This is a genomic window from Croceibacterium aestuarii, from assembly GCF_030657335.1.
In the GTDB taxonomy this organism is placed as follows: domain Bacteria; phylum Pseudomonadota; class Alphaproteobacteria; order Sphingomonadales; family Sphingomonadaceae; genus Croceibacterium_B; species Croceibacterium_B aestuarii.
Window position 1 is genome coordinate 617529 of record NZ_CP131039.1, and the last position, 26499, is coordinate 644027.

Annotated in this window: 27 protein-coding genes; 8 read left to right on the top strand and 19 right to left on the bottom strand. The window is 67.2% G+C overall.

Features of this window, described 5'->3' with window-relative positions; genetic code table 11:
- Positions 1–18: 18 nt before the first annotated feature.
- From Q7I88_RS02895 to Q7I88_RS02925, 7 genes are all read right to left on the bottom strand, one after another.
- Positions 19–1236 carry a murein hydrolase activator EnvC family protein gene (locus Q7I88_RS02895; RefSeq protein WP_305097534.1) on the bottom strand — a complete coding sequence of 406 codons (1218 nt, stop codon included), beginning with the start codon at positions 1234–1236 and terminating at the stop codon, positions 19–21.
- A 6-nt stretch (positions 1237–1242) separates the two neighbouring features.
- Positions 1243–1665 carry a 23S rRNA (pseudouridine(1915)-N(3))-methyltransferase RlmH gene (locus Q7I88_RS02900; RefSeq protein ID WP_305097535.1) on the bottom strand — a complete coding sequence of 141 codons (423 nt, stop codon included), beginning with the start codon at positions 1663–1665 and terminating at the stop codon, positions 1243–1245.
- Between the two features lie 242 nt (positions 1666–1907).
- Positions 1908–2315, bottom strand: coding sequence for a ribosome silencing factor (gene rsfS, locus Q7I88_RS02905; protein WP_439648356.1), 408 nt, complete (start codon positions 2313–2315; stop codon positions 1908–1910).
- A 54-nt stretch (positions 2316–2369) separates the two neighbouring features.
- Positions 2370–3032 (bottom strand): nicotinate-nucleotide adenylyltransferase, encoded by a 663-nt coding sequence (locus Q7I88_RS02910; RefSeq protein ID WP_305097536.1) that lies wholly within the window; start codon positions 3030–3032, stop codon positions 2370–2372.
- On the bottom strand, positions 3032–4072 hold the full coding sequence (locus Q7I88_RS02915) for an aldo/keto reductase (RefSeq protein ID WP_305097537.1): 1041 nt from the start codon (positions 4070–4072) through the stop codon (positions 3032–3034). Before Q7I88_RS02915 ends, Q7I88_RS02910 begins: the two co-directional genes overlap by 1 nt.
- Before the next feature lie 75 nt (positions 4073–4147).
- Complete coding sequence (locus tag Q7I88_RS02920; RefSeq protein ID WP_305097538.1) at positions 4148–5200, bottom strand: aldo/keto reductase; 1053 nt, start codon at positions 5198–5200, stop codon at positions 4148–4150.
- Positions 5201–5247: 47 nt separating this feature from the next.
- The gene (locus tag Q7I88_RS02925; protein WP_305097539.1) at positions 5248–6522 is read right to left on the bottom strand and encodes a glutamate-5-semialdehyde dehydrogenase; all 1275 of its coding nucleotides are present in this window, start codon (positions 6520–6522) and stop codon (positions 5248–5250) included.
- 362 nt (positions 6523–6884) lie between these two features.
- Here Q7I88_RS02925 and Q7I88_RS02930 point away from each other — a divergent pair, with 362 nt between their 5' ends.
- Both Q7I88_RS02930 and Q7I88_RS02935 read left to right on the top strand, forming a co-directional pair.
- The gene (locus Q7I88_RS02930; RefSeq protein ID WP_369426116.1) at positions 6885–7925 is read left to right on the top strand and encodes a M23 family metallopeptidase; all 1041 of its coding nucleotides are present in this window, start codon (positions 6885–6887) and stop codon (positions 7923–7925) included.
- Positions 7918–8322, top strand: a complete 405-nt coding sequence (locus tag Q7I88_RS02935) for a bactofilin family protein (RefSeq protein ID WP_305097541.1) — start codon at positions 7918–7920, stop codon at positions 8320–8322. Before Q7I88_RS02930 ends, Q7I88_RS02935 begins: the two co-directional genes overlap by 8 nt.
- 79 nt (positions 8323–8401) lie before the next feature.
- Here Q7I88_RS02935 and Q7I88_RS02940 read toward each other — a convergent pair whose 3' ends face one another.
- From Q7I88_RS02940 to Q7I88_RS02970, 7 genes are all read right to left on the bottom strand, one after another.
- The gene (locus Q7I88_RS02940) at positions 8402–9118 is read right to left on the bottom strand and encodes a DUF1013 domain-containing protein (protein WP_305097542.1); all 717 of its coding nucleotides are present in this window, start codon (positions 9116–9118) and stop codon (positions 8402–8404) included.
- Positions 9119–9188: 70 nt separating this feature from the next.
- A complete protein-coding gene (locus Q7I88_RS02945; protein ID WP_305097543.1) occupies positions 9189–10250 on the bottom strand; it encodes a glycosyltransferase family 4 protein in 1062 nt (353 codons plus the stop codon).
- A 1-nt stretch (position 10251) separates the two neighbouring features.
- Positions 10252–11154: a UDP-2,3-diacylglucosamine diphosphatase gene (locus Q7I88_RS02950; protein ID WP_305097544.1), complete on the bottom strand. Its 903-nt coding sequence runs from the start codon at positions 11152–11154 to the stop codon at positions 10252–10254.
- 105 nt (positions 11155–11259) lie between these two features.
- Positions 11260–11874, bottom strand: a complete 615-nt coding sequence (locus Q7I88_RS02955; protein WP_439648357.1) for a glutathione S-transferase family protein — start codon at positions 11872–11874, stop codon at positions 11260–11262.
- Positions 11874–12887 (bottom strand): LLM class flavin-dependent oxidoreductase, encoded by a 1014-nt coding sequence (locus Q7I88_RS02960; protein WP_305097545.1) that lies wholly within the window; start codon positions 12885–12887, stop codon positions 11874–11876. The genes Q7I88_RS02955 and Q7I88_RS02960 overlap by 1 nt, the downstream gene beginning before the upstream one ends.
- Positions 12884–13849, bottom strand: a complete 966-nt coding sequence (locus Q7I88_RS02965; RefSeq protein ID WP_305097546.1) for a DUF8021 domain-containing protein — start codon at positions 13847–13849, stop codon at positions 12884–12886. Before Q7I88_RS02965 ends, Q7I88_RS02960 begins: the two co-directional genes overlap by 4 nt.
- Before the next feature lie 4 nt (positions 13850–13853).
- On the bottom strand, positions 13854–14843 hold the full coding sequence (locus Q7I88_RS02970) for an NAD(P)H-quinone oxidoreductase (protein ID WP_305097547.1): 990 nt from the start codon (positions 14841–14843) through the stop codon (positions 13854–13856).
- Between the two features lie 131 nt (positions 14844–14974).
- Here Q7I88_RS02970 and Q7I88_RS02975 point away from each other — a divergent pair, with 131 nt between their 5' ends.
- The 6 genes from Q7I88_RS02975 to Q7I88_RS03000 all read left to right on the top strand — a co-directional run bounded on the left by Q7I88_RS02975 (position 14975) and on the right by Q7I88_RS03000 (position 23529).
- Complete coding sequence (locus Q7I88_RS02975; RefSeq protein WP_305097548.1) at positions 14975–15181, top strand: DUF1192 domain-containing protein; 207 nt, start codon at positions 14975–14977, stop codon at positions 15179–15181.
- Between the two features lie 140 nt (positions 15182–15321).
- Positions 15322–17700, top strand: a complete 2379-nt coding sequence (clpA, locus tag Q7I88_RS02980) for an ATP-dependent Clp protease ATP-binding subunit ClpA (RefSeq protein WP_305097549.1) — start codon at positions 15322–15324, stop codon at positions 17698–17700.
- A gap of 8 nt (positions 17701–17708) precedes the next feature.
- Positions 17709–19454, top strand: coding sequence for a M1 family metallopeptidase (locus Q7I88_RS02985; RefSeq protein WP_305097550.1), 1746 nt, complete (start codon positions 17709–17711; stop codon positions 19452–19454).
- A 37-nt stretch (positions 19455–19491) separates the two neighbouring features.
- Positions 19492–20496, top strand: a complete 1005-nt coding sequence (locus tag Q7I88_RS02990) for a ligase-associated DNA damage response exonuclease (RefSeq protein ID WP_305097551.1) — start codon at positions 19492–19494, stop codon at positions 20494–20496.
- A gap of 141 nt (positions 20497–20637) precedes the next feature.
- A complete protein-coding gene (locus Q7I88_RS02995) occupies positions 20638–22233 on the top strand; it encodes a cisplatin damage response ATP-dependent DNA ligase (protein WP_305097552.1) in 1596 nt (531 codons plus the stop codon).
- Between the two features lie 33 nt (positions 22234–22266).
- Positions 22267–23529, top strand: a complete 1263-nt coding sequence (locus Q7I88_RS03000; protein WP_305097553.1) for a SulP family inorganic anion transporter — start codon at positions 22267–22269, stop codon at positions 23527–23529.
- Positions 23530–23538: 9 nt separating this feature from the next.
- Here Q7I88_RS03000 and Q7I88_RS03005 read toward each other — a convergent pair whose 3' ends face one another.
- The 5 genes from Q7I88_RS03005 to hemB are packed head-to-tail and all read right to left on the bottom strand — an operon-like array spanning position 23539 to position 26465.
- The gene (locus Q7I88_RS03005; RefSeq protein WP_305097554.1) at positions 23539–23817 is read right to left on the bottom strand and encodes a DUF167 domain-containing protein; all 279 of its coding nucleotides are present in this window, start codon (positions 23815–23817) and stop codon (positions 23539–23541) included.
- Complete coding sequence (locus tag Q7I88_RS03010) at positions 23798–24373, bottom strand: gamma carbonic anhydrase family protein (protein WP_305097555.1); 576 nt, start codon at positions 24371–24373, stop codon at positions 23798–23800. Before Q7I88_RS03010 ends, Q7I88_RS03005 begins: the two co-directional genes overlap by 20 nt.
- Positions 24370–24912, bottom strand: coding sequence for a GNAT family N-acetyltransferase (locus tag Q7I88_RS03015; RefSeq protein WP_305097556.1), 543 nt, complete (start codon positions 24910–24912; stop codon positions 24370–24372). Before Q7I88_RS03015 ends, Q7I88_RS03010 begins: the two co-directional genes overlap by 4 nt.
- Positions 24905–25477: a GNAT family N-acetyltransferase gene (locus Q7I88_RS03020; RefSeq protein WP_305097557.1), complete on the bottom strand. Its 573-nt coding sequence runs from the start codon at positions 25475–25477 to the stop codon at positions 24905–24907. The genes Q7I88_RS03015 and Q7I88_RS03020 overlap by 8 nt, the downstream gene beginning before the upstream one ends.
- A complete protein-coding gene (hemB, locus tag Q7I88_RS03025; protein ID WP_305097558.1) occupies positions 25470–26465 on the bottom strand; it encodes a porphobilinogen synthase in 996 nt (331 codons plus the stop codon). The genes Q7I88_RS03020 and hemB overlap by 8 nt, the downstream gene beginning before the upstream one ends.
- Positions 26466–26499: the final 34 nt, after the last annotated feature.

Sequence of the window (26499 nt, forward strand, 5' to 3'; positions counted from 1 at the left end):
TTTGCGGGCGGCACGTCCTCAGCCGACAAATTGCAGCGGATTGACCGGCTCGCCGCCGCGGCGCAGTTCGAGCGCGATGGTCGGGCGGCCCGGTCCGGCGACGCCCAGCGGAGCCCCACCTACGAGTGTGGCCCCAACTTCGACATCGATCCGCGCGAGCCCGGTCACCAGGCTGGTCCAGCCGCCGTCGTGCTCGATGATCACGATTCGGCCATAGCCGCGATAGGGACCGGCAAAGACAACGCGCCCGGCGGCCGGTGAGACGACCTGCGCCCCGGCGCGGGGAGCCAGCGTCAGCGCGCTGCTCGGCCCCGCCGGCGAGGGCGCGCCGAAGCCGCTGACAGTGCGACCGGTGACAGGAAGGTAATAGGGCGATGGCGGGCTCCCGGTGGCTGCATCGCGGGACGCAGCGGCGGGCTCGGGCACGGCATCGTTGCGCGCCAGCTCCGGCGCGGGCGGACGCAACACCGGGCCCGGCAAGGCGGCGAGACGGCGGCGGAGGTCGCCCGCCATGTCGAGTTGGCCGACGAGGCTGTCGAGATCGCGGGCCTGCTCGGCCAGCGCCAGAGCGCGCTCCGCCTCGCGCGCGGCGTTTCCGCCAGCCTCGCGCGAGGCGAGCCGCTGGCGCGTTTCCAGCGCAGCGAGCTCCGCGCGGCGCGTATCGTAGTTCTCCTGTTCGCTGCGCAAGACCGCGGCGGCCTGGACCGCCTGCTGGCGCAGCGCGCGGCTGCGCGCGAGCCGGGCGCGCAGGCCAGCCGTCTGCCGCTGCACCGTGGGGACGGCGCTCGACAGCAGGGCCCGAGTATAGACGATGTCGCGCACCGAACCGGGCCGCAGGATCGCGAGCGCCGCGGGACGGCGCGAAAACTGCTGCAAGGCCGCGGTCAGCCTGACCAGCGGCCCTTGCTGGTGGCCGAGTTCCTCGCGCAGCGCAGCGCGTTCGCGGTCGACCAGCTTGATCCGCGCTTCGGCGGCGGCGATCCCGGCCTCGGCTTGCTGGACGCGCGCGGCCAGTGCGGCGGCCTCGCGGCGGGTCTTGTCGGCGGCCTGTGTTGCGCGCGCCGCCTCCGCCTCGAGCCGTTTGCTGCGTTCCTCCGCCAGTTTTCGTTCGGTCAGCGCCTGGCGCAGCGCTTCGCGCGTCTCGCCCGGATCGTCGAACAGCGGCGTAGCGCCGTAGGCCGCCGCACCGAGTACGGCAGCCGAGACAAGGGCCAGGATCAAGACCGCACGCGTCATCGCCGGCTACCCTGCCCGATGATAGGGATGGCCGGCAAGGATCGAGGTGGCGCGAAAGAGCTGCTCGAGCAGCATCGCCCGGGCCAGCAGGTGCGGCCAGGTGGCCGACCCGAAGGCGAGCAACAGATCGGCCTCTGCGCGCTCCGCATCCGAATGGCCGTCGGCCGCACCGAGCACGAAGCGGCATTCGCGGATCCCTCCGTCCCGCCATTTTTCCAGTTGTCCGGCAAGCTGCTCGGAAGACAGGTCCCGGCCCTTCTCGTCGAGCAGGACAGTGCGAAATGGCGCTTGCGGCTCCGCGACGCGCCCGCCGGTCTCCGGCAGTTCGGTCAGCTTGACCGGCCAGGTCAGCCGCTTCTCGTAACGCGCCACGAGTTCGGCCTCGGGCGTACGGGCAATCTTGCCGCGGGCGATGACATGGAGGAGCATTGTGTTCTCTTAGCCTGAAACGCCGGCGGGGCCATCCGGCCTTTGGCGTTACTCGCGGCTCGGCTCGGCTTCGCTGCGGGCGCGCGTTCGTGCCTCGATGCCGCAACGGGGAAGGCCGAGGCTTCCCCTAGCGCCGGTTCGTTCGGCGACGAGCCGACCGCAAGGCCGCCCGCCGGTGCCCCGCAGCAAAGCGGCGGGATCCGCATCGAGGACGCGCGCCCGGATGGGCGCGCGCGAAGAAACTAGGCGTTGCCGGCCAGCGCGGCGCCGTCCTCTCCGAAGCCCCACATCCTCTCGAGGTTGTAGAAGCTGCGCACTTCGGGGCGGAACAAGTGAACGACCACGTCGCCGGCGTCGATCAGCACCCAGTCGGCGGCGGGAAGACCCTCGATGCGCGGGGAGCCCTGCCCGGCCTTCTTAAGACGCTCGGCCAGTTTCGTGGCGATAGCCGCGACCTGGCGCGTCGAGCGCCCCGAAGCCACGATCATGTAGTCGGCGATGCTGGACTTTCCCTCGAGAGGGATGGTCACGATGTCCTGTGCCTGGTCGTCCTCGAGACTTTCGAGAACCGAATTGAGCAATTCGTCAGCAGGCATGCGGACGGGGTTGGCAATGCCGGCAGCGGCCGGCGCGACCTGCGCAGGTGTCATTGCAGCAGTGTATGCTCCTGGATCGGGGAATGGCCGGCCCGGGCGCGGCTTGCCTCATGTGGCAGCCGGTCCGGAAGAATCGGATATGAGACTATGCGTAACCGCATCGCGCGGCGCCGGGCCGGAAAACCTCTTGGCCCAATCGGGATCCGACTGGCGAAGCCTGGTCGCCGAACGCGGATCGGGATCGAAACGCAGTACTATCAGCGCCGGGGCGCTCCATTCCATCCGGTTTTTCAATCCGGCCGCGGGCAACCGGTAGCGCCGCAGCCAGGCCATCGCGGGGCTCGCGAAAGCCTCGGCATCATACCCCGGACGAGCGATGACCGCAATCGGCATCGTCCTCGCTATGGCGCGCCAGTCCTTCCACCGGTGGAATTGGGCGAGATTGTCGGACCCCATCAGCCACAAGAAACGGCGTTTCGGATAGCGTCGCTTGAGCGCGCGAAGCGTGTCGACGGTAAAGCGCGTGCCGAATTCGCGCTCGATAGCGGTCACCCTGATCGGCGCCCGTCGCGCCTGCGCCCGGGCCGAACGCACGCGAGCGGCGAGCGGGCCGATGTCCTTGCGCGGCTTGAGCGGATTGCCTGGCGAAACCAGCCACCAGACGTCATCGAGCCCCAGGGCATCGATGGCGAACAGCGAAATTCGCCGGTGCCCGCCGTGGGCCGGGTTGAAGCTCCCGCCGAGCAGGCCGGTCAGCGGGCCGCCGGCCATTACGAGCTGGAGCTTTCGCGCGCCTTGCCGCCGCTGCGATAAGTGCCCTGCCGTTCGAGCATCCAGCCGGGATATTCGGGTGCCAGCGCGCTCGCCGCGTTGAGCTTGCTCATGTCCTCCTCGGTCAGGTCGACATCGACCGAGCCGAGATTGTCTTCGAGCTGGTCGGCCCGCTTGGCGCCGACGATAACGGTCGAGACGGCCGGCTGCTTGAGCAGCCATGCCAGCGCGACCTGCGCCACCGTGCAGCCGCGCGCCTTTGCCACGTCGCGCATCACGTCGATCACGTCGAATCCCTTGTCCTTGTCGACAGGCGGAAAATCGAAGTTCGCCCGCCGGCCTTCGCCCTCGCTGTCGCGCGTATACTTGCCCGACAGGAAGCCGCCGGCGAGCGGACTCCACACCATCAGCCCCATTCTCTCGCTTTCCAGCAACGGCACGATTTCCCGCTCGAGATCGCGCCCGGCGAGCGAGTAATAGGCCTGCAGCGAGACGAACGTCTCGAGGTTCTTGAGCTCGGAAATGCCGAGCGACTTCATGATCTGCCAGGCGGCCCAGTTGCTGACCCCGACATAGCGCGCCCGGCCCGACTTCACGATCGCGTCGAGCCCGCGCAGCGTCTCCTCGATCGGGGTCGCCGGGTCCCAGCCGTGGATCTGGTAGAGATCGACGTAATCGAGCCCGAGCCGATCGAGACTGGCGTCGATCTGCGCCAGCAGGTGGTGGCGCGAGGCGCCGCGGTCGTTGACCCCCTCGCCCATCGGCCCGAGCGCCTTGGTGGCGACGATCACCTCGGAACGGGTGACGCCGATATCCTTGAGCGCCTGCCCGGTCATCTTCTCCGACAGCCCGTTCGAGTAGACGTTGGCGGTGTCGAGGAAATTGACCCCGGCATCCAGAGCCTGCTTGACCAGCGCAGTCGCCCCGTCCTGCTCGACATCGGCGATCGCGGTCCACATCCCCGCGCCGCCGAAGGTCATGGTGCCCAGGCACAGTTCGGAAACGAACAGGCCGGTGTTGCCGAGATTGTTATAGCGCATGTGGGGAGGTCCTCTGTTGAGCGATCGGGGCCCGCTATCTGGGGGCGCGCGGCGGCCCGACAAGCGTCGGGCCGCTCATTCGCTCCGCCGGCGCGGCGAAATGCGGAAGCCGTGCCTCTGGCTCTGCGCGGCGATGGCCCAGCCGGGGTATTCGGGCTCGAGCGCGCCGATCGGTTCGAGCGTGGCCAGTTCCTCGCTGGTGAGTTCGATGTCGCTCGCGGCGAGGTTCTGGGCGAGCTGCTCGGCGCGCTTGACCCCGACGATGACCGAGGAGACCGCCGGACGGTGCAGCAACCAGGCGAGCGCGACGGCGGCGACCGAGACGCCCCGCGCCTCGGCCATCGGCTGCATCGCATCGACCGCGGCGAAGCTGGTCTCCTTGTCGACACGCGGGAAGTCGAGCTTGGCGCGGCGCCCCTCGCCGCTGACGTTGCCCTGCTCGTCGCGGGCATACTTGCCCGACAGCAAGCCGCCGGCGAGCGGGCTCCACACCATCAGGCCAAGCCCTTCGCTCGTCAGCAGCGGCACCAGCTCGCGTTCGAGATCGCGGCTCGAGACGGCGTAGAACGCCTGCAGCGAGACGTATTTGTCCCACCCCATCTTGTCCTGGATACCGAGCGCCTTGGCGATCTGCCACGCCGCCCAGTTCGACACGCCGACGTAGCGCGCGCGGCCCGAACGGACGATGTCCTCCAGCGCGCGCAGGCCCTCTTCCATCGGGGTGTGCGGGTCCCAGCCGTGGATCTGGTAGAGGTCGACATGGTCGAGCTGCAGCCGCTTCAGGCTGGCGTCGACCTGATGCAGCAGATGGTAGCGCGAATATCCCGCATCGTTCGGTCCATCGCCCATCGGACCCATGCCCTTGGTGGCGATGACCACCCGGTCGCGGGGCACGGCGAGGTCCCTCAGCGCCCGGCCCAGGAATTCCTCCGACTGGCCGGCGGAATAGACGTTGGCGGTGTCGATGAAGTTGATCCCGGCATCGAGCGCCTGTTTGACCAACGCGGTCGATCCCGCCTGGTCGAGGTCGTGCTGGAAGAAGGCGCTCGGGCGATTGCCGAAGGTCATCGCCCCGAGGCAGAGTTCCGAGACGACGAGGCCGGACTTGCCGAGGCGATTGTAGCGCATGCGAATTCTCCCTTGGCCCCGCTTTTACGGGTGCCGGGGAAAGAACATCAAGGGCGCGTTTGCCCGCTGCCGCGAACCTGCCACTTGTAGGTCGTCAGCCCTTCGAGCGCGACCGGGCCGCGGGCGTGGAGCCGCCCGGTGGCGATGCCGATTTCCGCCCCCAGTCCGAATTCCCCGCCATCGGCGAACTGGCTGCTGGCGTTGACCATGACGATGGCGCTGTCGACCTCGGCGAGGAAGCGCTCGGCCGCCGCGTCGTCGGCGGTGACGATGGCGTCGGTGTGCCCCGAACTGTGTCGGGCGATGTGCTCGAGCGCCGCGTCGAGCCCGTCGACCACCGCGACGGCCAGCACCGCATCGAGGTATTCGGTGTCCCAGTCGTTGGCGCTGGCCGGCTTGATCCGCGGGTCGAGCGACTGGGCGCGCGAATCGCCGCGCAATTCGCAGCCGTCGTCGAGCAGCGCGCCGACAACCTCGGACGAGGCCGGAAAATTCGCGTCGAGCAGAAGCGTTTCCATCGCCCCGCAGATGCCGGTGCGGCGCATTTTGGCGTTGAGAGCGATCTCACGCGCCATCTTCGGATCGGCGGCGGAATGGATGTAGGTGTGGCAGATGCCGTCGAGGTGGGCGAGCACCGGCACGCGCGCGTCGTTCTGCACGCGCTCGACCAGCCCCTTGCCGCCGCGCGGAACGATCATGTCGATCAGGCCCGCGGCCTTGAGCATGGCGCCGACCGCGGCGCGGTCCTGCGTCGGCAGCAACTGCACCGCTTCTGCAGGAACCCCTGCTTCGGACAAACCTTCGGCCAGCGCCGCGTGGATCGCGCGGTTCGAATTGACCGCCTCGGAACCGCCGCGCAGCATCACGGCATTGCCGGCGCGCACGCACAGCGCAGCGGCGTCGGCGGTGACGTTGGGGCGGCTTTCGTAGATGATCCCGATCAGGCCGATGGGGATGCGCACCCGCACGAGGTCGAGCCCGCTCGGCGCCGTGCTGTGGGAAATCTGCTCGCCGACGGGATCGGGCAAGGCTGCGACCGCTTCGACTGCGGCGGCGATTCCCTCGAGCCGGTCCGCGTCGAGCCGCAGCCGGTCGAGCATGGCCGGCGCCAGGTCTCGCGCCTCGCCAGCGGCGATGTCGCGCGCGTTGGCTTCGAGGATTTCTCCGGAATGACGGCGGAGCGCCGCGGCGGCCGAGCGCAAGGCCGCAGCCTTCGCGGCATCGTCCATGCGCGCCAGGACGCGCTGTGCTGCGCGTCCCGCCCGGGCAAGATCGGCGACGAGGGCGGTGTGATCGGTGGCGTGGTCTAATTGTGTCGACATGGCGCGCGCCTTATCATCGCCAGGCCGCCGTGTCAGGGGCCAACTGCCAAAGCGGGTCGGCGGGGCGGGCGAATCGCCCGATTGGACGAAGGTTCCCGCGATTCGTCGCATTTTTCATCAGGGCGCAACGACTCGTCCCGAATCCCGCTCGCCTCGCCCCCGAGTCGCTCGGGCCGATTTTGCTATTAACAATTGCATTGATAGGCCCGCCCCAACAAGAAAACGGGACTGGGGTCGAGAACTTGAACAAATCTACCGCTGACGGAATACGGGACCGTCTGCGGGGCTGGTTTCCGGATCGCGAATTTTTCATGCGATCGCGGGGGCAGGTCCGCTTTGTTACCCTGACATCGAAGGTGCAGATGGTCGCTGCCGGCGGCGCCCTGGCCGCGGTCGCGGTATGGGGCGGCTCGATGGCCGTGATGGGCGTCCTGCAATACCAGGCCCAGTCGCAGCGCAGCCTCTTGATCAACCGCGAGGCCAAAGTGGCCACCGCCGAGAGCCGCGTCGCCGAATACCGCGACGACCTCGACAAGGTGGCGGACGACCTCACGCGGCGGCAGGATTTCATCGAAAACGTCCTGCCGATGCTTCCCGACGACGTGAAGCCCGATGAAACCGTTTCCGACAGCAAGGACGAAACGCAAAAGACCATCGCCAAGGTCAGCGCCGCGCTGCCCGAAGCCACTGCACTGGCCCGGCTCGAGGCGCGCCAGCTGGCTTTCGTCGAAAACCTGACCCGCTACGCCGATCGCCGTTCGGCCGCCGCGGAAAAGGCGATTCGCCGGCTCGGGCTCGATCCGCGCCGGATGCTCGCCGCGACCCGCACCGCACAGGGCGGTCCGCTGCTGAAGCTCTCGACCAGTCGCGACGGTTCGCTCGATCCGCGCTTCGCCCGTCTCGGCGCCAGCCTGTCGCGCATGGATGCGCTCGAACGTGGGCTCGACGGCATCCCGCAGGTCATGCCGGCCGACTTCAACCAGATCTCATCGGGCTTCGGCTATCGCCGCGACCCGTTCACCGGCGGCGCGGCGATGCATGCCGGCCTCGATTTCCGCGGCCCTCGCGGCACCCCGATCCATGCGGCGGCGGACGGCGTGGTCAGCTTCGTCGGGCAGATCAGGGGTTACGGCAACGTGGTCGAAATCCGCCACGGCAATGGCCTGCTCACCCGTTATGCCCATATGTCGGGTTTCAAGACCAAGAAGGGCACCCGGGTCGATGCCGGCGACGTGATCGGCTTGATCGGCAGCACCGGCCGCTCGACCGGCCCGCACCTCCACTTCGAGGTCCGCATCAATGGCCGCGCGGTCAACCCCCGGCCTTTCCTGGAGTCAGCACCCCATGTTCTCGAAGAAGCCCGCGGAACCATCGCCGCAAAGGACACCGCGGCCAATGGCTAGCGGCTCGACCTTTTCCGTCATCGGTCCCGACGTCGTCATCAAGGGCGATATCTCGGCCAGCGCCGACCTCCACGTCGATGGCCGGATCGAAGGCGACATCGCCTGCGCATCGCTGGTCCAGGGCGAAGGCAGCACGATCGAGGGCGCGATCAAGGCCGACAGCGCCCGCCTCGCGGGGACGGTCAAGGGCACGATCGAAGCCAAGGAGCTGGTCGTGCTGAAGTCCGCGCGGATCGAAGGCGATGTGAATTACGACGCGCTGACCATCGAACAGGGGGCCGCGGTCGAAGGCCGCTTCGCCCACAGCGAACGCCGCGCCCAGCGTGCGGCCGAACCGGCGCAAACCAAGTCCGCGAAGGACGATGGCGAAGAGCCGCGCCTGACGCTCGCCGGCTAAGGGCCGGGCGCTTCGGCGCAAAGAAAAGAGCCGCTCCCTCGCGGGAGCGGCCCTTTTCTTTGCGCGTCTATCGAACGGCTCAGGCGGGCGATCCGCTTTCTTCCGCGGCGCGCTTGGCCTCGAGCCAAGCCTCCGCTTCCGCCTCCTGGGCCGCTTCGACCGCCGCCTTGGCCGAGGCGTCGCGCTCGGCGCGCAGTTCCTCGATCAGCTTCTCGCGGTCGTCGCGGCGATCGACCGCGACCGTCTCCTCTTCCTCGCTGGGCTCGGGCTGGGGTGCGCGCTTGGCCGCCTTCGCCACCGCCGCATCCAGCTCGCGCTGCGAACACAGGCCGAGCGTAACCGGATCCTTCGGCTGGATGTTCTGGATGTTCCAGTGCGTGCGCTCGCGGATGGCGTTGATCGTGTTGCGCGTGGTGCCGATCAGCCGGCCGATCTGCGCGTCGGAAATCTCGGGGTGGTTGCGAATGATCCAGGCGATGCCGTCGGGCTTATCCTGCCGCTTGGACACCGGCGTGTAGCGGGGGCCCTTGGTGCGGCTGACGTCGACCGGCGCACGCTGCATCTTGAGCGAATAGTTCGGGTCGGCCTGGCCGCGCTCGATTTCCCCGTGCGTCAATTCGCCCGAATGAACGGGATCGCGCCCGGTGTACTTGGAGCTGGCGAGGTCGTCGGCCATGGCCTGGACTTCGAGGATGTGCAGCCCGCAGAATTCGGCGATCTGCTCGAAGCTGAGCGAGGTGTTGTCGACCAGCCAGGAAGCGGTCGCGTGCGGCATGAGGGGGGTGGGCTGGGCCACGATATCTCTCCGGTAGAAATGCAAGGGCCGCCCCTCTCGGGACGGCCTGACGTGGAGACGATGTAGGCCATCAGGCGGCGCGCGGCAAGGATTCTCCGCAGGAAGGCGCCGTGTCGCCCGCCGGATCGGCCGGAAGCGGTTCGAGCGCGGCGAGGAACTGGTCGGTGCTCGCCTGCCAGGTGAAGCCGCGCGCCCGGGCGAGACAGTCCGAGCGGTCGAGCGCAAGCGCCCCGGCGATCGCGTCTTCGAGCCGCTCCGCCATCGCGCCCGAGCGCGCATCGAGCACGTCGCGCGGCCCGCAGACGGGATAGGCGGCTACCGGCGTGCCGCAGGCCAGCGCCTCGATCATCACCAGACCGAAGGTGTCGGTCCGGCTCGGGAACACGAACACGTCGGCCCCGGCATAGCAGGCGGCGAGGTCGGCGCCCGACTTGCGCCCGAGAAAATGAACCTCGGGCCAGGCGTCTCGCAGCCGTTCGAGCGCAGGCCCGTCGCCGACCACGACCTTCGATCCGGGATGCTTGCTGGCAAGAAAGGCCGCGATGTTCTTTTCCGGCGCGATGCGGCCGACATAGACCTGGATTGGCCGCGGCAGGCCGAAGAAGCGGCCTGGCGGCGCGATCTCGGGATGGAAAGTGGCGAGATCGACCCCCCGGGTCCACGGCCGCAGATTGCCGATGCCTTGTTCGCGCAGCTGCTCGCGCACCGATTGGGTGGCGACCATGACCCCGGAAGAGTGTGCGTGAAAGCGGCGGAAATAGGGCCAGAACAGCCCTGCCGGCAGGCCGCTGCGCCTGGCGATGTAGTCGGGGAACTGGGTGTGGAACGCGGTGGTGAAGGGGCGGCCCGCGTCGAGGCAGCTGCGCCGCGCGGCGCGGCCCAGCGGCCCTTCGGTGGCGATATGCACCGCATCGGGCGCGAATCGCTGCAGCCGCAGACCCACTTCTCGGGCCCCGGCAATGGCGAGGCGGATCTCGGGATAAGTCGGGCACGGCACGGTACGGAACTGGTCGGGAGCGATGACCGCCACGGTATGGCCGCGCCGGGTCAGTTCGCCGACCGTGGCGGTCAGCGTGCGCACCACGCCGTTGACCTGCGGCACCCAGGCATCGGTGACCAGAGCAATCCGCATGTCACGCCGCCGCCGCGATGGTCAGTTCCGCCACCGCGGCTTCTTGGGCTTCGCGGCGGGCGATCTCCTCGGGCCAGTGGAGGATTTCCATCCGGCCGTCGAAATGCTCGACCAGAGCCGTGCAGCCTTCGACCCAGTCGCCGTCATTATAGTATTCGATGCCGTCGAACTCGCGAGTCTCGGCGGTGTGGATATGGCCGCAGACCACCCCGTCGACGCCGCGCGCTGCGGCGGCGCGGGCGACCAGCTCCTCGTACTGCGAGATGAACTCGACCGCGTTCTTGACCTTGTGTTTGGCCATCTTGCTGAGCGACCAGTAGGACAGGTTGAAGCGGTTGCGGACCGCGTTGACCCAGCGGTTGAGGCCCATCAGCACGGTGTAGGCGGCGTCGCCGACGAAGGCGAGCCAGCGGTGCGCCAGCATGACCGCGTCGAATTCGTCGCCGTGCATCACCAGCAAGCGGCGGCCGTCGGCCGTATGGTGGATCGCTGCGCGTTCGATCTCGACCCCGCCGAAATTCATGCCCGCGAACTGGCGGAACATCTCGTCGTGATTGCCGGGCACATAGACGATGCGCGTCCCGCGCTTGGCCCGCTTGAGCACGCGCCAGACGATGTCGTTGTGCTCGGCCGGCCAATAGAGCCTCTTCCTCAGCCTCCAGCCGTCGATGATGTCGCCGACGAGGTACATCGTCTCGCTGTCGGTATTGTCGAGGAAGTCGATCAGCATCGCTGCGTTGCAGCCCTTGGTGCCGAGATGCACGTCGCTGATCCAGATCGTGCGGAAGCGGCGGCGCCCCTCGAGGGTCGGCTCGGGAATCCGCAGCGGTGCGAGCTTGTGCCCCGGGAATGCGGAGATTCCGCCGTTGTTGCCGACTGGCCTGTCTTCGAATGTCTTCAGCATGATGTCCGAACCCCTTTCGGCTGTCCGGGCACATCCAATGACGGCCAAATGTTACAGGGGATTCTCAGTTTGCGGACTGTTCCGCGACACTGTGACCGTTCGGGGTCAGACCATGGCGACGGAGCCGGGCAACTGCGCGACCCGCTCCAGCCATGCGCAAACGTAGGGACGGTCGCGCAGGCGAAAGCCGCCGGCTTCGGCGACATGGGTGTAGGCATAGAGCGAAACGTCGGCCAGGGTGGCGCTGTCGCCGACGAACCAGTCGCGTTCCGCGAGGTGCCGGTCCATCAGCGCCAGCGCATCCTCGCCGGCGATCCGCTTGGCCGGAATCTGCGCCTTCTGCTGCTCGGTGAGGTGCGCCTCGCCGACGAAAGCGAGCCAGAAGCGCAGCGTCGCGATGTTGGGCTCATGATTGTACTGCTCGAAGAACATCCAGCGCAGCATGTCGGCCCGCTGCCACCGGTCCTCTGGAAGCAGCGCGCTGCCTTCGGCGAGATACCAACAGGCGGCGTTGCTCTCGGGCAGGAAGCGCTCGCCTACCTGAAGCACCGGAATCCGGCCGTTGGAATTGACTTCGGACAGGAATTCCGCCGTTCGCGTCTCGCCCTTCATGATGTCGTATTCGCGCCGTTCGAGCGGCATGCCGAGCAGCGCCGCGGTGAGGCGGATCTTGTAACAGTTGCCGCTGCGCGGATCCTCGTGAAGGACGAGGTGCTCCATCAGCAAAATTCCGGCATGACTTCGCGCGCAAACAGTTCGGCGCTTTGGGTGATTTCCTGCTCGCAAAGATCGCCGAAGCCGATCTCGAGCGCCATGTAGTCGATTCCCGCATCGCTGCGCGAACGGGCCACCCAGTCGCGCACGGAAGCGGGAGAGCCGCCGAAGGCCATCCCGCCCTCCATCGCCGCGGCGAAGGTCGGGGCAAGGGGAAATTCGGGCATGTCGAGCCGCCGCGGCAGCCAGTTGAACGAGTCCGCAAAGCGCTGCCAGGCCCGCTCGCCGAGCGCAATGGCCTCGGCGTCGGTCGGGGCCACGACAAGCTGGCGCGCAAGCCCGGTGAACGGCACCGCGTCGCCGGTCTTGCCGAGCCTGGCGAGTTCCTCGCGGTAATCGTCGAACACGGGCCGCGCTCGGGCATCGGGGATGAGACACAGAAGGTTGACGTCGTTCGCCGCCGCCCAGGCGTTGCGGTGACTCGAGGCGGTGCCGTACCACAACGGCGGGTGCGGTTGCTGGACGGTTCGCACGCGCAGGTCGACGTCGGGCAGGGTGTAATAGGTTCCCTTGTGCGCCGTTACGGTGCCCTTCAGGCCGCCGATCACGATGTCCATCGCTTCCTCGAACATCGGCGCAAGATCGTCGACGGCGAGGCCGTAGCGGGTGTGTTCGGCCGGCTGGCCGCCGCGTCCGATCCCGACCTGCATGCGCCCGCCCGAAAGCTGATCGAGCATGCCGATTTCCTCGAGCAGGCGGACCGGGTGGTGCAGCGGGAGGAGATAGACCAGCGAACCCAGCTTCATGGTGGTGGTGCGCTGCGCCACCGCGGCGAGGAAAACCGAGGGCGACGGCGCCATGCCCAACTCGGTCGCATGGTGCTCGGTCAGGTGGTAGCAGTAGAAGCCGAGCCTTTCGTAGAGCTCGACCAGACGCAGCCGCTGGGCGTACTGCTCGCCGGTCGGCATGCCGTTGGCGTCGATGTGATCGAAGATCCCGAAACGCATCTCCCGGCTCATTTCCCCTCCTTCCCAAAAGGCGACCGCATGTGATAGGGCACGTCGATGAAGACGGCTTCGACCGCGGCAATCTCGCCGTCGACGATCTTGAACGCCTCCATCAGGTAATAACTGTGCGGGAAGGTGTAGAAGCTGTGCACCGGCGTCTTCCCGTCGGTCCAGGTGAAGTTTACCAGCTTGCCCTTGTGATCGATGAAGCCGCCGGTCACGACGATCCCCTTCTGCTCGTCGACGAGCGGAAAACGGCGCTCGCGCAGACGGTCGTCGTAGCGGTACTGGCCGAGCTCGAACTGTTTCTGGCAACCGTACTTGGCAATGGGATAATTGGGAAACGCAGCCTCGTTGCGGGTCGTCTGCAGGCCGTTCTCGATGCGGTCGCAATCGGGAGAGAACTTGGTCAGGATGGTGCCGTCGTTCTGCTCAATGGTGTTGAAATAGCCGTCTGCCAGCGCGATCATCCGCTCGCGCGATGTGCGCTTCGATGCGGGAACGTCGTCGAGCATGATCTTGCGCGGCGTGACATAGGTGTCGATCGAGGGGAACGGACTGTTCTCCACCTTGCGGGTGACGATCTGTTCGGCCTGGGCGATCTTTCCGTGTTCGATCTTCAACCGGAGCGCCATGATCGCCGGGACGCCATGCTCCTCGATGACCCCGAACCACGAGACTTCGCCGGATTTCGGGTCGGCGAACTTGAGATCGTAGCCGCGACGACCGTCGACGGTGTCCCAAGTGCCGTCGCCCACTTCGAGCTGGACGTTGTTGTCGGTGAAGATCACGTGGTCGGCCCAGGGAAGCCGCGCCGGGTCCTGTTTCACCAGGGCGTCGAGATAGGCATCGGCATGCCGATAGAGGCAGGCCCGGTCGCAAGCCACTGTCGGGCTGGAATTCATCGCCGGGTCGTGCGCCACCGCCGGGACGGTCGCCCCCGCCAGCAGGAGCGCCGCAATCACTTTCCGCATCGAACTATCCCTCTCCCGCGACTTCGAGCACGATCTTGCCGATGTGCTCGCCCGCTTCCATCCTCTCGTGTGCCGACCCAGCTTCGCGCAGCGCAAAGGTCCTGTCCATCGCCGGGCGCAGATCGCCTTCGGCGACCGCGGGCCAGACGTTTTCACGAATATCCTGCGCCAGCAGCGCCTTGAAGTCGGCGCTACGCGGACGCAGCGTCGAACCGGTCATCGTCTGGCGCATGACCATCATCTTGCCGACATTGATCGTCGCCTCGCGCCCGCCTAGGGTGGCGATCGTCACCAGCCGTCCGTCTCGGGCGATGCAGTCGAGATTGCGCTGCGTGTAGCTGCCGGCGACCATGTCGAGCGTCAGCTCGACCCCCTTGCCGTCGGTCAGGTCGCGCACGACTTCGACGAAATCCTGCGTCTTGTAGTTGATTGCTTGGGCCGCGCCGATTTCGCGCGCCGCCTCGCACTTTGCGTCGGTGCCGCAGGTCACGACGACCGTCAGCCCGAACAGCTTGCCGAGTTTGACCGCCATCGTGCCGATCCCGCTGGTGCCGCCGTGGACCAGCATTGTCTCGCCGTCGCGCGCCATGCCGCGCTGGAACACGTTGTGCCATACGGTGAAAAGCGTTTCCGGCAGGGCCGCCGCCTCGGCCATGGCCAGTCCACGGGGGACCGGCAGGCAGTGCCGCCAATCGACAGCGCAATATTCGGCATAGGCGCCGCCGTTGGTCAGCGCGCAGACGCTGGTTCCGAGCAGATCCTGCGGCGCTCCCGCACCCACAGCGACGACCTCGCCCGACATTTCCAGGCCAGGCAGCGGCGATGCGCCTGGCGGCGGCGGATAGGCCCCGGCGCGTTGCAGCGCATCGGGTCGATTGACCCCGGCAAAGGCTACCCTGACGAGGATTTCTCCCTCCCCTGGGTCCGGAACGGCGCAGTCCCGCGCGGCAAGCACCTCGGGGCCGCCCGGCGCGCTGATCGCGATCGCCGTCATTCGCTCGGGAATTCCTGCCACGATCTTACGCCCCCGCTCGTTTCTAACCCTGTCGCATCAAAGCCACATCCACACTGCTAACAACCGCCCCCATTGACAGCAAGCACCGCACATTGCGATGCTGCAGTGCAATGGACGATGACGATCTCCCACGCGCCCGCGGAGATGCCGCCAGCCTGCTGGCGAAAGAGAGCCTCGACACATATTCCCAGTTCGAGTTGACAGCGCGCATCGAGCTGCTCGAAGCCGAGATCGCTCGGGTCAAGGCCCATGCCAAACGTGCCTCGAACGATCGCGCTGCCGCAGAGGCCCTGTTCAGCCCGCGAGAGACCGACTGATGGCCCCCCGCCCCTCGCAAAACGGCGGGGGCACCCCATATGGTTGCTGTTCGAAACGCATGTTCGGACGCCGTTCAGGCCCGTCTTGCGATTTTCTTCATTCTTCGGATCGTATCTTCAGCCCAACGAACGGATAAGACATGCCAAGTTTCGCCCAGAGCCTCGAAAAGACCCTTCACGGTGCGCTGCAGAACGCCACCGACCGGGCTCACGAGTACGCGACGCTCGAACACCTCCTGCTGGCGCTGGTCGACGACCCCGACGCTGCGGAGGTCATGACCGCCTGCGGTGTCGAGCTCGACGAGCTGGGCCATGTGGTGCGGCAGTACCTCGATCAGGAATACCAGTCGCTCAAGACCGAGGACGAAAGCGATCCGCAGCCGACCGCCGGGTTCCAGCGGGTCATCCAGCGGGCGATCTTGCACGTCCAGTCCTCGGGCAAGGACACCGTCACCGGCGCCAACGTTCTGGTCGCACTGTTTTCCGAACGCGACAGCTACGCGGTTTACTTCCTGCAGCAGCAGGACATGAGCCGCCTCGATGCGGTGAGCTTCATCAGCCACGGCATCGGCAAAGGCGGCAAGCAGATCGAGAGCCGTCCGCCTCAGGGCGGCGTGGAACCGGGCGAAAAGACCGAGGAAAAAGCGGAGAAGGGCAAGAAGGATTCCGCCCTCGATCAGTTCACCGTCAACCTCAATCAGAAGGCGCTCGACGGCAAAGTCGACCCGCTTATCGGGCGCGGCCCGGAAGTCGACCGCACGATCCAGATCCTATGCCGTCGCTCGAAGAACAACCCGCTCTACGTGGGCGAGCCGGGCGTGGGCAAGACAGCCATCGCCGAAGGCCTGGCGCGCAAGATCGTCGAGGGCGATGTGCCCGAAGTCTTGCAGGATGCGATCATCTACTCGCTCGACATGGGCGCGCTGCTGGCCGGCACGCGCTATCGCGGTGACTTCGAGGAACGCCTTAAACAGGTCGTCTCCGAACTGGAAAAGATGCCGGAAGCCATTCTTTTCATTGATGAAATTCACACGGTGATCGGCGCGGGCGCGACCAGCGGCGGGGCGATGGATGCGTCCAACCTGCTCAAGCCGGCGCTTTCCTCGGGCGCGATCCGCTGCATCGGTTCGACCACCTACAAGGAATTCCGCAACCACTTCGAGAAGGATCGCGCGCTGCTGCGCCGGTTCCAGAAAATCGACGTCAACGAGCCTACGGTCGAGGATACCATAAAGATACTCAAGGGGCTCAGAAGCGCGTTCGAGGAGCACCACAAGGTGACCTACACGCCCGACGCGATCAAGACGGCGGTGGAGCTGTCGAGCCGCTACATCAACGACCGCAAGCTGCCCGACAAGGCGATCGACGTGATCGACGAGGTCGGCGCGATGCAGATGCTGGTGCCGCCGAGCAAGCGGCGCAAGAAGATCACGGCCAAGGAAATCGAGGCGGTCGTGGCGACGATGGCGCGCATTCCGCCGAAGTCGGTTAGCAAGGACGACAAGGCCGCGCTCGAGAACCTCGAGAAGGACCTCAAGCGCGTGGTGTTCGGGCAGGACGACGCGATCAAGCGGCTGTCGACCGCGATGAAGCTCAGCCGCGCCGGCTTGCGCGAGCCGGACAAGCCGATCGGCAGCTTTCTGTTCACCGGCCCCACCGGCGTCGGCAAGACCGAGGTCGCGCGCCAGCTTGCCTCGATCATGGGCATCCCGCTGCAGCGCTTCGACATGTCCGAATACATGGAGCGCCACTCGGTCAGCCGGCTGATCGGCGCGCCTCCGGGCTACGTCGGCTACGACCAGGGCGGCCTGCTGACCGACGCGGTCGACCAGCAGCCGCATTCGGTGCTGCTACTCGACGAAATCGAGAAGGCCCATCCGGACCTGTTCAACATCCTGCTGCAGGTGATGGATAACGGCCGCTTGACCGATCACCACGGCAAGACGGTCGACTTCCGCAACGTCGTGCTGATCATGACGACCAACGCCGGTGCGGCCGATTCACAGCGCCAGGGCATCGGCTTCGGTGCGGGCAGCAAGGAGGAAGCGAGCGAGGAGGCGGTGAAGAAGATGTTCACCCCGGAATTCCGCAACCGCCTCGATGCCATCGTGCCATTCGGCTATCTCGGGACCGAGACCGTCAGCCGCGTGGTCGACAAGTTCATCCTCCAGCTCGAACTGCAACTGGCGGACCAGAACGTGCACATCCAGTTCGACAACGATGCGCGCAGCTGGCTGGCCAAACGCGGTTACGACAAGCTGTATGGCGCGAGGCCGATGGCCCGTCTGCTGCAGGACGAAATCAAGCAGCCGCTCGCGGAGGAACTGCTGTTCGGCAAACTTGCGTCCGGCGGCGAAGTCCACGTCAGCATCAAGGACGGCAAGCCGTCCTTCGAGCTGACGCCGGCCCCGCCGAAGTCGCGGCCGAAACGCAAGCCGAAGAAGGCGGCGGCAGCGAAAAAGGCGGCGCCGAAATCGGCCGCCCAGGCCGAGGACGGCAAGGACGACGCCAAGGACTGAGCGCAGGGATGCCTGACGCGAAGACCCTGCGCGCCGCTCTGGCAGGCAGCGCGATGCTTTGTGCCGCGCTACCTGCGACGGCGCGCGACATCTCTCACGACGACCTTTCGCCGCACACGGCGGAAAGCGGCGCCCCGCTCACCGCTATCGAGCAGGCGATGGCGCTGCCGCATCTCGCGCTGGCGCTCGACGTCTATCCGGAAACGAAGACGATCAAGGGGCTCGCCGAATACACCGTCCAGGCGGCCGCGCCACTTTCGGCGGTCGAATTCGACCTCGATCCGCGCTTTGCCATTGCCGACATTACGGTCGACGGCAACTCGCTCGGCGCCGGCGCGTGGACCAACGATAAGGGCCTGTTGCACATCGATCTGCCGGGCGAGCTTGCCGCGGGTTCCTCCGCGCAGATCGGCATCGCCTATTCGGGCGCACCGCGGGTCGCGCCGGGCGCGCCGTGGAACGGCGGTTTCGTCTGGTCGGAGACCCCCGATGGCAAGCCATGGATCGCCACCGCAGTGCAAAGCGAGGGCTGCGACCTGTTCTGGCCCTGCATCGACCACCCTTCGCGGCGGGTCGACATGCTCGACCTGTCGGTTTCGGTGCCCGAGGGCCTTGTCGACGCCTCGAACGGGCGGCTGATCGGCTCCGAGACGGTCGGCGGGCGCACCACCTGGCGCTGGCAGGCGCGTCAGCCCAACAACTACGGCGTCTCGCTGCAGATCGGCCCCTACGAGCTGGCTCAGGCGGACTACGCCAGTCGCTTCGACAACACGATCCCGATACGCTTCTGGTATCTTCCAGGCCACAAGGAGGGCGCGGATCGGCTCGTCGGCGAGATGAAAGACTATCTCGACTTCTTCGAAAGCACGATCGGCCCCTACCCCTGGGGCGACGAGAAGGTCGGCCTTGCCGAAACTCCGCACCTCGGGATGGAGCACCAGACGATCAATGCCTACGGCGAGAACTACAAGCTCGCGCCCGAGGGCTTCGACTGGCTCATGGCTCATGAATTCGCCCACGAATGGTTCGCCAACCAACTGAGCAACGCGGGCACGGCCGACATGTGGCTGCAGGAGGGGCTGGGCACCTACATGCAGCCGCTGTTCCTGCAATGGAAACAGGGCGACGCGGCTTATGTCGCGAAAATGTGGGAGCAACGCCAGGACATCAAGTCCCGAGTCCCGCTGGCCCCGCGCGAATTCGTCCCGAGCGCCTATTACGACGATGCCGAGGCGGGGTGGGGAGGCGACATCTACACCAAAGGCTCATGGGTCATGCACACCCTGCGCTATCTCCTCGGCGACAAGGCGTTCTTCGCCGCGGTGACCAACCTGGTCTACGACCGCGACGATCCCAGACCGGGCAATTTCGACATCGTGGTCGCCAGCACCGACGATTTCGAGCGCATCGTGGAGGAGAAATCGGGCCGAGACCTCGGCTGGTTCTTCGACGCCTACTTCCGCACGGCGCCGCTGCCGCGGCTCACCTCGACCCGCGACGGGAAGACATTATCGCTGGCCTGGGTCACGCCCGCTGCCCAACCTTTCGCCATGCCGGTCGAGGTCAAGGTCGACGGCAAGCTCGTCACCGTTCCGATGGCCGAGGGACGCGGCACGCTCAAGCTGCCCGCGCCGCAAGCCCATGTCGTGCTCGATCCCGGGGCAAAGATCCTTCGCGACGACCCGGCGATAACCGCATGGCAGGCGCAAGAGGAAAAGGCCCGGGCCGCGAAGGCGAAGGATTCGCAAGGCTGACGCGGAACGAAGGCGGGCTATTCGCCTTGTCCAGTCAATGGCTGCACCGTTTTCCTGGATCCGCCCCGAGCCGCACGGGATCTACATCGCCCCGGCCGATTGCTGGATCGACCCGAGCCGGGCGGTCGACAAGGCCCTGGTCACCCACGGCCATGCCGATCACGCCCGCGGCGGCCACGGAGAGACGGTGGCAACCCCCGCCACGCTGGCGATCATGGAACTGCGCTACCAAACGCGTGAGGGCGCGGTGCCGGTGAGCTATGGCGAGACCCTGCGGCTGCCCGGCGAGGTGGACGCGACCTTCATCCCCGCCGGCCACGTTCTCGGCTCGGCCCAGGTTCTGCTCGAGCACGCCGGGGAACGGGTGGTGGTCACGGGCGACTACAAGCGGCGCCCCGACCCCACCTGCCCGCCGTTCGAAGTAACCCGGTGCGACGTGTTCATCACCGAGGCGACCTTCGGGCTGCCGGTGTTCTGCCACCCGCCCGTGGGCGAGGAAATCGCCAAGCTGCTCGGCGCGCTGGCCGACCATCCCGATCGCTGCGTGCTGGTCGGCGCTTACGCGCTCGGCAAGGCGCAGCGGCTGATCGCCGAGCTGCGCGCCGCGGGGCACCGCGATCCGATATACCTGCACGGCGCGATGGAGCGGATGTGCCGACTTTACGAGGAGTTCGGCGTCGACCTGGGCGATCTGCGGCTGGTGTCCGACCACAGCAAGGATGACATGCGCGGCGCCATCGTCGTCTGCCCGCCCTCGGCGCTCAACGACCGCTGGAGCCGCCGCCTGCCCGATCCGCTGACGGCCATGGCCTCCGGCTGGATGCGGGTGCGGCAGCGCGCCCGCCAGCGCAACGTCGAACTGCCGCTGATCATTTCCGACCATGCCGACTGGGACGAGCTGACGCAGACGATCGCCGAGGTCGACCCGGCCGAGACCTGGATCACTCACGGCCGCGAGGAAGCGCTGTTGCGCTGGTGCCAGCTGGGCCAGCGCCGCGCCCGGGCGCTGGCGCTGGTCGGGTACGAAGATGAGGACGATTGAGCGCGACCCGGTCCTCCCCGCCTGCGGGGAGGTGGCAGCGCGAAGCGCTGACGGAGGGAGCTATCCCCACAGCGCGGAGGGTGCGGCGAGCCCCCTCCACCGCACTTCGTGCGGTACCCCTCCCCGTCCCGGGGAGGATTGATGGACAAGTTCGCCGCCCTCGTCGATGCGCTGGTCTACACCCGCAGCCGCAACGAAAAGCTGCGGCTGATCGCCCAGTACCTTCGCAAGACCCCCGACCCCGACCGCGGCTGGGCGCTGGCTGCGCTGACCGCGGGGCTCGACTTCCCCGCCGTGAAGTCGAGCACGATTCGCAACCTTATGCACGAGCGGGTCGATCCGGTGCTGTGGTCACTGAGCCGCGACTTCGTCGGCGATACGGCGGAAACCGCGAGCCTGTTGTGGCCCGAACCGCCCGATGCCGCCATGACGCCGCCAAGCGTGAGTGAAACGGTCGATTTCCTGCATCATCTGACTCGCGCAACAGTCATGTCGGAGCTGCCCAAGCTGCTTGACCGGCTCGATGCCAACGGCCGTTACTCGCTGTTCAAGCTGGCCACCGGGGCCATGCGCATCGGTATCTCGGCGCGGCTCGCCAAGGTCGCCTTTGCGCAGGCTTTCGATGTGCCGGTCGAAGAGGTTGAGGAGTACTGGCACGGGATCGACCCGCCCTATGCCGCACTGTTCGCCTGGGCGGCCGGGGGCGGTGAGCCGCCGGACACCGAAAACCTGCCGCTGTTCCGCCCGTTCATGCTCGCTCACCCGCTCGAAGACGCGGTGCTCGACCTGGCCGACTACGTCGCCGAGTGGAAGTGGGACGGGATTCGCGTGCAACTGGTCCACGCGGGCGGCGAAACCCGGCTCTTCTCCCGCGGCGGTGACGACATCACCGGCGCCTTCCCCGAAATGGCCGCGGCGCTCGATATTCCGGCGGTGCTCGACGGCGAGTTGCTGGTGCGCGGGACCACGCAGGGCGGCGAGGCGGGCGGCGCGGCGAGCTTCAACGCCCTGCAGCAACGGCTCGGGCGCAAGACCGTCTCGAAATCGATGCTGTCGGAGTACCCCGCCTTCGTGCGTCTCTATGACGTGTTGATCCTCGAGGGCGAGGACTTGCGCGATCTGCCGTGGACCGAGCGGCGCGCCCGGCTCGAGGCGCTCTTGCCACGCCTGCCGGCGGAGCGTTTCGACATCTCTGCGGTGGTCGAGGCCGATCATTTCGAGCACCTCGCCGAGATCCGCGAAGGCGCCCGCGAGGATGCGATCGAAGGATTGATGCTCAAGCGCCGCGACAGCCCCTACGTCGCCGGGCGCAAGACCGGGCTGTGGTACAAATGGAAGCGCGACCCCCTGCTGGTCGACTGCGTGCTGATGTACGCACAGCGCGGCAGCGGAAAGCGCTCCAGCTTCTATTCCGACTACACCTTCGGCTGCTGGGACGGCGAGCCCGACGAGGGGGCCGACTTGCTCCCCGTCGGCAAGGCCTATTCGGGTTTCAGCGACGAAGAGCTCAAAAGGCTCGACCGCCACGTGCGGCAGAACACCGTAAACCGCTTCGGCCCGGTGCGCGAGACCGACAAGAGCCTGGTGTTCGAAGTGGCCTTCGATTCGGTCCACGAGAGCAAGCGCCACAAGTCGGGCCTCGCCATGCGCTTTCCGCGCATTCACCGCGTGCGCTGGGACAAGCCTGCCCACGAGGCCGACCGGATCGAGAGCCTGCGAGCCCTGATTCGCGATTGAGCGAGCAGGCCAGCAGGCCTAGTGATTCGTGCCGTGAAGCCCAAGCTCCTGACCACGCTGCCGACCTACACGGGACGCCTGTTCGTGGGCGACATGTTTGCCGGCATCAGCGTGGCGCTGGTGGCAATCCCGCTGTCGATCGCCATCGCCATTGCCTCAGGAGCCCCGCCCGCGGCCGGGCTGGTTACCGCAATCGTGGGCGGCTTCCTGATTTCCGCGCTGGGCGGCAGCCGGGTGCAGATCGGCGGACCGACCGGCGCCTTCATCGTCGTGGTGTACCGGGTCATCGCCGAGCATGGTTACGACGGGCTGGTTCTGGCGACGATCATGGCCGGTGCGATTCTGCTGATCGCGGGGCTGCTGCGCGCCGGCAACCTTATTGCCTACGTCCCCGAGGCCGTGGTCAACGGCTTCACCATCGGTATCGCCATCGTCATCGCCGCCAGTCAGCTCAAGGATTTTGCCGGCATCGAAGCGCAGGGCCTGCCGGCGGATTTTCTCCCCAAAATGCAAGCGCTGTGGAACGCGCGCCATTCGGCCAGCTGGATCGCCGCGGGCGCCGGGCTGGCGACGCTGATCTCGTTCGTCGTCCTGCGGCGCCTGGCGCCGCGCATCCCCGACCGACTGGTCGGCACCGTGCTGGTCTCGGCGATCGTGGCGGCGCTGGTCTTGCCCGTCGCCAACATCGAATCGCAATACGGCGCCCTGCCGCGCAGCCTGCCGCTGCCCTCGTTTCCGGCCGTGACCGGCTCGCGCGTCGCCGAACTGCTGCCTTCCGCGTTCGTCATCGCTTTCCTTGCCGCGGTCGAATCGCTGCTCTCGGCTATGGTCGCGGATCGGATGATCGGCGGACGGCATCGCCCCAATGCAGAGGTCATGGCGCAGGGCTGGGCCAATATCGGCTCGGCGCTGTTCGGCGGTCTGCCGGCAACGGGCGCCATCGCCCGAACGGCGACCAACGTGCGCGCCGGGGGCAAGACGCCCGTTGCGGGGATTGTCCACGCGCTGACGATCCTTGTCGTCCTGCTGGCGATCGCGCCGCTGGCGGGCTACCTCGCCATGCCGGCCCTGGCCGCGCTGCTGATGATGACGGCGTGGAACATGAGCGAGCCGCACAAGTGGAAGGGCTACATGGCCGCGCCCAACGAAGAACGCCTGCTGCTCCTCCTCACGCTATTGCTCACCGTACTCGCCGATCTCACGGTCGCGATCGGGGTGGGGGTCGGGGTCGGACTGGCTTTGCGGCTGCGCAAGAGCAAGCTCGAGGCGGAGCAGTGGCAACCGCCTGACGCGTGAGCCGACCGGCTAGTCGAGCTGGACCAGCTTGTCGCGCCCTGTTGCGCCGCGCAACAAGCGAAGGCGTGACGTCGCCACTCCGAGCGCCTGCGCCAGCAGCGACAGCACCGCCTCGTTCGCCTCGCCGTCCTTGGCCTTGGCGCGAACCTTGACGAGCACCGCACCGTCGCCAACCTCGACCGCTTCGCTGCGGGCGCCGGGGGTGACGCGCAGGGCGAGGCGGCCCGCACCATCGGCCAGCGCGCGAATGGCCGCGGGCGGCGGGAAATCAGGCTTCGGCCGGGCCACGCAGCTGCGCCAGGTGCCGTTCGGCCAGACGGCAGTAGCGCTCGGTCTGGAAGCGGATCTTCTCGACCTGCGCCTCGCTTTGCGTCTTGAGGAACTTTGCCGGGCGGCCGACCCAGATCTCGCGCGGCGGAATCTGCCTGCCGGGGCTGAGCAGCGCCCCGGCGCCGAGCATCGCGCCGGCGCCGATGCGGCAATTGTCCATCGCCACCGCGCCCATGCCGACGAAGCCGCGATCCTCCACCGTGCAGCCGTGGACCACCGCCATGTGGCCGATCACGCAGTCTTCGCCGATGATCGTCGGGCAGCCATCGGTGTCGGGGCGCGGTCCTTCGACGTGGAAGATGGAGCCGTCCTGCACGTTCGAGCGCGCACCGACCGCGATACGGTGAATGTCGCCCCTCAGCACGCAGTTGTACCAGACGCTCGCCTGCGGTCCGAGGGTCACGTCGCCGATAATCCGCGCGCCGGGCGCGACGAAGGCGGTCTCATGTATCTGCGGTTCCTTGCCCTCGAACGGCAGGATCGTCGCCCAGGGAAACCGCTCCGCGGGGCTCACGCCGCCTGCTCCAGGCAATAGGTGACATGCGGCCTGAGGCCGCTGTCCTCGGGGACGGCGGGATGTTCGAAATCCATGCCGGGCATATAGCGCATGCCGAGACGCTCCATCAGCCCGCGGCTGCGCACGTTGCCGACCGAGGTGATGGCCCAGATCGCTTGGCCGGGGTGCGTTTCCGCGGCCCAGCGCAGCGAGGCCTCGGCAGCTTCGCGCGCATAGCTCTGTCCCCAGCAATCCGAGGCCAGCCGCCAGCCGATCTCCAGCTTGTCGGCGATGAACGGCACGGTGCCGCGGGCGATGCCGCAAAAGCCCAGCACCCGCCCGTCGGCCTTGCGCTCCATGGCCCAGAAGGTGCAGCCCTCGCGCGCCTGCCGCTCCTGCAGGCGCGCGAGCAGCGCACGGGTCTTGTCCCGGTCGTTGAGCGGGCCGATCGTCGCCATGACTTGTGGGTCGGTGCACAAGGCGTGCAGCGGCGCGAAATCTTCGTCGCGCCAGGAGCGAACGACGAGCCGATCTGTCTCAATACGAACGTCATCCACGGCGGCGGCTCCATGCATCGGCGGTGACCGACCAAACCGTCGTCGGGTTGTCCTGCGGGGGATAGTCCGGATCGACATAGTCGAGATCGGTTCGGCGTTCGAGCCCGAGGCGGTGCATCATTCGCGTCGACGCAGCATTCGAATCGCTCGTCTGCGAATAGACGACGGCAATGCCGCGATCTTCGAACGCCCAGTCGAGCACCGCCCGCGCCGCTTCGGTGGCGTAACCACGCCCCTGGTGCGCCTCGGCGAACATCCAGCCGATTTCGCGCTGACCGCGCAAGGATACAGGCGCTGCCTCGCTGCGAACCTGAAACAGGCCAACCCGGCCGACCCGCTCCGCGGTGTCGCGCAGCAGCGCGGTCCAACGCTGGTGTCCTTCGGGCTTCAGGAATGCGGCGACGTCTTCTTCCAGACTCTGGGCAACGGCCGCCCGAGTACGGATCTCGCCACCCAAATTGCGCATCATCGCGGGCGTATTGATCGCTTCGAGAATCCAGTCGAGGTCCTCGGGCGCCGCGGGGCGCAGAACCAGCCGCTCGGTTTCGAGGACCGTGTCAGACACCGAGCAGTCGGGCCGCCAGCGGCGCGTGGTAGGTCAGCACTCCCGAGCATCCGGCGCGCTTGAACGCCATCAGAGTCTCAATCACCAGCGCGTCGCGCTCGCCCGCGCCGGCGGCCGCAGCCGCCTCGATCATCGCGTACTCGCCGCTGACCTGGTAGGCGAAGACCGGAACCACAAAGCGCTCCTTCACCCGCCGAACGATGTCGAGATAAGGCAGGCCCGGCTTGACCATCACGCTGTCGGCGCCCTCGGCGAGGTCGAATTCGACCTCGCGCAGCGCTTCCTCGGCATTGCCCGGGTCCATCTGGTAACTCTTCTTGTCGCCCTTCAGCAGTCCGCCCGAGCCGACGGCGTCGCGAAACGGGCCGTAGAAAGCGCTGGCGTACTTGGCGGCGTAGCTCATGATCTGGACGTTGTGGTGCCCGCCCATCTCGAGCGCCATGCGGATCGCCTTGATGCGTCCGTCCATCATGTCGCTCGGGGCGACGATGTCGGCCCCCGCCTCGGCCTGGTTGAGCGCCTGGTCGACCAGCACCGCCACGGTCTCGTCGTTGACCACGTAACCGGCCTCGTCGAGCAAACCATCCTGCCCGTGGCTGGTGTAGGGATCGAGCGCTACGTCGGTGAGCACGCCGATGTCTTCGCCGCAGGCGTCCTTGATCGCCCTTATGGCGCGGCACATGAGGTTGTCGGGATTGAGCGCTTCCCTGCCGTCGTCGGAGCGGCGCTCAGCCTGAGTGTTCGGGAACAAGGCAAGGCACGGAATGCCGAGATCGAGCGCTTCTTTCGCACGCGCGGCGATACCGTCGAGCGACCAGCGCGATACGCCCGGCAGAGAGCCGATCGGCTCTTCGACGCCTTTGCCTTCGGTCACGAACAGCGGCCAGATCAGGTCGGCCGGGGTGAGCGCGGTCTCGCGGTGCATCGCCCGGCTCCAGGCGGCGGCGCGGGGGCGGCGCAGCCGCGTCGAGGGATAGGAACCGGTCATAGGCGGCCACTTGCCGGATTTCGGCGCGGGTCGC

What these genes read in the sequence shown, in the direction of transcription:
- Q7I88_RS02895 (WP_305097534.1), bottom strand. Translation starts at nt 1,236, where the DNA reads ATGACGCGTGCGGTCTTGATCCTGGCCCTTGTCTCGGCTGCCGTACTC.
- Q7I88_RS02900 (WP_305097535.1), bottom strand. Translation starts at nt 1,665, where the DNA reads ATGCTCCTCCATGTCATCGCCCGCGGCAAGATTGCCCGTACGCCCGAG.
- rsfS (WP_439648356.1), bottom strand. Translation starts at nt 2,315, where the DNA reads ATGACACCTGCGCAGGTCGCGCCGGCCGCTGCCGGCATTGCCAACCCC.
- Q7I88_RS02910 (WP_305097536.1), bottom strand. Translation starts at nt 3,032, where the DNA reads ATGGCCGGCGGCCCGCTGACCGGCCTGCTCGGCGGGAGCTTCAACCCG.
- Q7I88_RS02915 (WP_305097537.1), bottom strand. Translation starts at nt 4,072, where the DNA reads ATGCGCTATAACAATCTCGGCAACACCGGCCTGTTCGTTTCCGAACTG.
- Q7I88_RS02920 (WP_305097538.1), bottom strand. Translation starts at nt 5,200, where the DNA reads ATGCGCTACAATCGCCTCGGCAAGTCCGGCCTCGTCGTCTCGGAACTC.
- Q7I88_RS02925 (WP_305097539.1), bottom strand. Translation starts at nt 6,522, where the DNA reads ATGTCGACACAATTAGACCACGCCACCGATCACACCGCCCTCGTCGCC.
- Q7I88_RS02930 (WP_369426116.1), top strand. Translation starts at nt 6,885, where the DNA reads ATGGTCGCTGCCGGCGGCGCCCTGGCCGCGGTCGCGGTATGGGGCGGC.
- Q7I88_RS02935 (WP_305097541.1), top strand. Translation starts at nt 7,918, where the DNA reads ATGGCTAGCGGCTCGACCTTTTCCGTCATCGGTCCCGACGTCGTCATC.
- Q7I88_RS02945 (WP_305097543.1), bottom strand. Translation starts at nt 10,250, where the DNA reads ATGCGGATTGCTCTGGTCACCGATGCCTGGGTGCCGCAGGTCAACGGC.
- Q7I88_RS02950 (WP_305097544.1), bottom strand. Translation starts at nt 11,154, where the DNA reads ATGCTGAAGACATTCGAAGACAGGCCAGTCGGCAACAACGGCGGAATC.
- Q7I88_RS02955 (WP_439648357.1), bottom strand. Translation starts at nt 11,874, where the DNA reads ATGGAGCACCTCGTCCTTCACGAGGATCCGCGCAGCGGCAACTGTTAC.
- Q7I88_RS02960 (WP_305097545.1), bottom strand. Translation starts at nt 12,887, where the DNA reads ATGAGCCGGGAGATGCGTTTCGGGATCTTCGATCACATCGACGCCAAC.
- Q7I88_RS02965 (WP_305097546.1), bottom strand. Translation starts at nt 13,849, where the DNA reads ATGCGGAAAGTGATTGCGGCGCTCCTGCTGGCGGGGGCGACCGTCCCG.
- Q7I88_RS02970 (WP_305097547.1), bottom strand. Translation starts at nt 14,843, where the DNA reads ATGACGGCGATCGCGATCAGCGCGCCGGGCGGCCCCGAGGTGCTTGCC.
- Q7I88_RS02975 (WP_305097548.1), top strand. Translation starts at nt 14,975, where the DNA reads ATGGACGATGACGATCTCCCACGCGCCCGCGGAGATGCCGCCAGCCTG.
- clpA (WP_305097549.1), top strand. Translation starts at nt 15,322, where the DNA reads ATGCCAAGTTTCGCCCAGAGCCTCGAAAAGACCCTTCACGGTGCGCTG.
- Q7I88_RS02985 (WP_305097550.1), top strand. Translation starts at nt 17,709, where the DNA reads ATGCCTGACGCGAAGACCCTGCGCGCCGCTCTGGCAGGCAGCGCGATG.
- Q7I88_RS02990 (WP_305097551.1), top strand. Translation starts at nt 19,492, where the DNA reads ATGGCTGCACCGTTTTCCTGGATCCGCCCCGAGCCGCACGGGATCTAC.
- Q7I88_RS02995 (WP_305097552.1), top strand. Translation starts at nt 20,638, where the DNA reads ATGGACAAGTTCGCCGCCCTCGTCGATGCGCTGGTCTACACCCGCAGC.
- hemB (WP_305097558.1), bottom strand. Translation starts at nt 26,465, where the DNA reads ATGACCGGTTCCTATCCCTCGACGCGGCTGCGCCGCCCCCGCGCCGCC.